The sequence below is a fragment of the Pseudoalteromonas sp. genome, assembly GCF_041629635.1.
Classification (GTDB): Bacteria; Pseudomonadota; Gammaproteobacteria; order Enterobacterales; family Alteromonadaceae; genus Pseudoalteromonas.
Genome location: NZ_JBFKMX010000237.1, coordinates 1 through 2,940, shown reverse-complemented (window position 1 = coordinate 2,940; position 2,940 = coordinate 1). Strand labels below are relative to the sequence as shown.

The 2,940-nt window shown below is 40.5% G+C and carries 5 protein-coding genes; 3 read left to right on the top strand and 2 right to left on the bottom strand.

The annotated features are described in order from the left end of the window. Positions 1 to 276: hypothetical protein (locus ABYD77_RS18545; RefSeq protein ID WP_372771576.1), on the top strand; the 276-nt coding region annotated here is incomplete at its 5' end. Between the two features lies 1 nt (position 277). Here the strand turns inward: ABYD77_RS18545 and ABYD77_RS18540 are convergent. Both ABYD77_RS18540 and ABYD77_RS18535 read right to left on the bottom strand, forming a co-directional pair. Then, positions 278 to 607 carry a TraR/DksA family transcriptional regulator gene (locus ABYD77_RS18540; RefSeq protein WP_372771575.1) on the bottom strand — a complete coding sequence of 110 codons (330 nt, stop codon included), beginning with the start codon at positions 605 to 607 and terminating at the stop codon, positions 278 to 280. Between the two features lie 84 nt (positions 608 to 691). Further along, entirely contained in the window at positions 692 to 1,657 is a 966-nt protein-coding gene (locus ABYD77_RS18535) for a tRNA-dihydrouridine synthase (protein WP_372771574.1), read from the bottom strand. Between the two features lie 223 nt (positions 1,658 to 1,880). On the opposite strand from ABYD77_RS18535, the gene ABYD77_RS18530 reads away from it, so the two are divergent. Both ABYD77_RS18530 and ABYD77_RS18525 read left to right on the top strand, forming a co-directional pair. Beyond that, positions 1,881 to 2,450 carry a hypothetical protein gene (locus tag ABYD77_RS18530; RefSeq protein ID WP_372771573.1) on the top strand — a complete coding sequence of 190 codons (570 nt, stop codon included), beginning with the start codon at positions 1,881 to 1,883 and terminating at the stop codon, positions 2,448 to 2,450. A gap of 284 nt (positions 2,451 to 2,734) precedes the next feature. After that, the coding region (locus ABYD77_RS18525; RefSeq protein ID WP_372771577.1) for a DUF692 family multinuclear iron-containing protein at positions 2,735 to 2,940 on the top strand (206 nt) is incomplete at its 3' end.

Below are 2,940 nucleotides of genomic sequence, written 5' to 3'. Positions count from 1 at the left end.
TATACAACAGATAATTGTAATAATACATTTGGATTAGATTGGCGAACAGGTTATAGCCATCGCTTAACTGAATTTAAAGATATCCCGTTTGGTATAGAACAAGCAATCATTGCAGAGGTGGATTATGGTATTCATGCTCAATTATGGAGTAGTGAACACGCACTTACAGTTTTAAGAAAGGAATTGAAACTAAATCAAGCACAGGCAAATGTAATTTTAGCAAGGTTAATAAAAGAGCCTGCACTTGCCATGGTTAATTTCCCATTAGATAAATAACCTAATGGGAACATTTTTGGCAACGTTGTGTTGCTGGATCCGCATTTAGTAACTCTAGTTCAATCGGTTCTTCACAGTCCGCACAGTAGCCATACTGACCGATATCGAATTGTGCTAGTGCTGCTTCTAATTGTACTAAGCGGTTTAATTTAGGTTCATGATTTAATAAAAAATGTTTCTCCAGAAAATCTGGCCAATCACTGTAGTTGATCGTATGTAAGTCATTAACAATAGCTGGTTGTGCAGGTCCGTAGTGCTCAATAACGTCTTTACGTAAAGTATCTAGCTCTACTTGTAGCCTGCGTCTGAATAACTCAAGTGATACAGTCATTATCATTCCCCTTTCAATTCCAAGCACAAAGATAGTGCAATACTGGATTATAGAGGTCAGCAATTTAATGCGACATGATATGAATCAACAACTCGTAACTTTGTTACTCGCCTGTAAAATTCTATCTAGCACTTCTTGGCTTGATTTCAATCGTTTGATTTCTTCAAAGAAGATGTCAGCTTCGGGATAATGCAGCTTTAAATAAGCTAACCATTGTTTGGTACGACTGGCAAAATAACGTTCACTGTTGCCGCCATCACAGTGCATGTTGGAATCAACAATATGTGACAACACAGCCTGCCATGATATTGATTGGTAATCTTTGGCAATCCGCCTTGCAGCAATTTCAGCAGCAAGATCAGGCTGAGCTAACGCCCCACGGCCAAGCATTACATGTTCGCAGCCACTGCGTTCTTTACATAATAAATAATGCTCAAAGTTCCAAACTTCACCATTTGCAACCACCTCAATTTCACTGTTTTCTTTTAGGGGCTTTATTTTTTCCCAATAGGCAGGTGGGCGGTAGCCGTCACGTTTGGTTCTAGCGTGAATTGCAATACTATTAGCACCAGCACTATTTACGGCATCAAATATTTCTTGGCTTTGTGAGCTGTCATCAAAACCAAGACGTACTTTAGCTGATACCTCATCACTTGCCGGTACGGCATCACGCACCGCTTTGACAATCTGATAGATTTGCTCTGGCTCTTTGAGTAAAACAGCACCGCCTTTGCTTTTATTTACAGCTTTGGCTGGGCAGCCAAAGTTCAAATCAACACCATGTGATCCTAATTCAACAGCACGAACGGCATTTTCAGCAAGAATTGGCGCATTTTGCCCGAGCAACTGGATACGAACAGGTGTGCCAGCTTTGGTTTTACCCGAAAAATTAAGTTCAGGACAATAGCGAAAAAATACCCTTGGCGGTAAAAGCGCATCAACAACGCGAACAAATTCGGTAACACATAGATCAAACCCACCAAAGTCGGTGAGTAATTCTCTCATATGGAAGTCAACAACACCTTCCATTGGGGCCAAAATTAGTTTCATTGCATCGTGTACCTTATGATTCTCGGCGGCGATTTTAACGAGCTTGTGCGCTAAACACTATTTTTTTTTTGATTACAAGGCTAAACTGAATTTGCTCAATGGGTTAGCTGTACCATAATGAGATTTACTAATTAATTGACCAAAAAAATTAAATTTATTTGAAAGAATATTTATAAAAGCTAGGTCACCTTAAACAATCAAGTAAACGTAAAACGAGACAATTATGAAAACACTTAATAAAAATTCAGTAGCAATGACAGTCGGTGCGGCGGTAATTGGTGCATCAAGCCTTGTAGCAACAGCAGCGAATGCAAACCCCTTTCAAGTAACTGCAATGCAATCGGGTTATATGCTTGATGCAGGCGAAGGTAAATGCGGCGAAGGCAAGTGTGGCGGCGACAAAAAAGCTGAAAAAGAAGGTAAATGCGGCGAAGGCAAGTGTGGCGGCGACAAAAAAGCTGAAAAAGAAGGCAAGTGCGGCGAAGGCAAGTGCGGCGGCGACAAAAAAGCTAAAAAAGAAGGTAAATGCGGCGAAGGCAAGTGCGGTGGAGACCACAAAGCTAAAAAAGAAGGTAAATGTGGCGAAGGCAAATGCGGCGCTAAACACAAAGCCAAAAAAGAAGGCAAGTGCGGTGAAGGCAAATGTGGCGAAGGCAAATGCGGCGCCAAAAACAAAGCTAAAAAAGAAGGCAAGTGCGGTGAAGGCAAATGTGGCGAAGGTAAATGCGGTGCCAAAAACAAAGCTAAAAAAGAAGGCAAGTGTGGTGAAGGCAAGTGCGGTGGCCACAAGTAACTAACTGTAACTTGGGTTAAGAAGTTAACTAACCAACTCAAATATATAGGTTATGTTAATTCATACTGTTTAGCTTGAAGCTTGTTTTTAGAACAAGGCGAGTTTGTTCGTTATAGTGAGCCTATTACAAACAAACTTGCCGCTTCAATATGTAAAGTAGCTGCTAAAAAATAATTTGTTATCCCGAGATCAGATTAACTAGCTAAAAGGTCAGTTAAGCTGGCCTTTTAATTAATTGAAGTATAAATAGGTTTGGAGGTGCGGTGAGTAAACACGGTTTCGGTATGGTAGGGCTTGGGCTTAGACGAGAAATGCTTGATCCATTAATCGACAATTACCCAAAGCAAGTGGACTTTTTAGAAGTCGCACCAGAAAACTGGCTTATTTTAGGTGGTGCATTAGGTAAAAAGTTCAAACAATTAACAGAACAACATAATTTTGTATGTCACGGCTTATCTTTGTCTATTGGTTCGCCAGAGCCACTTGATAT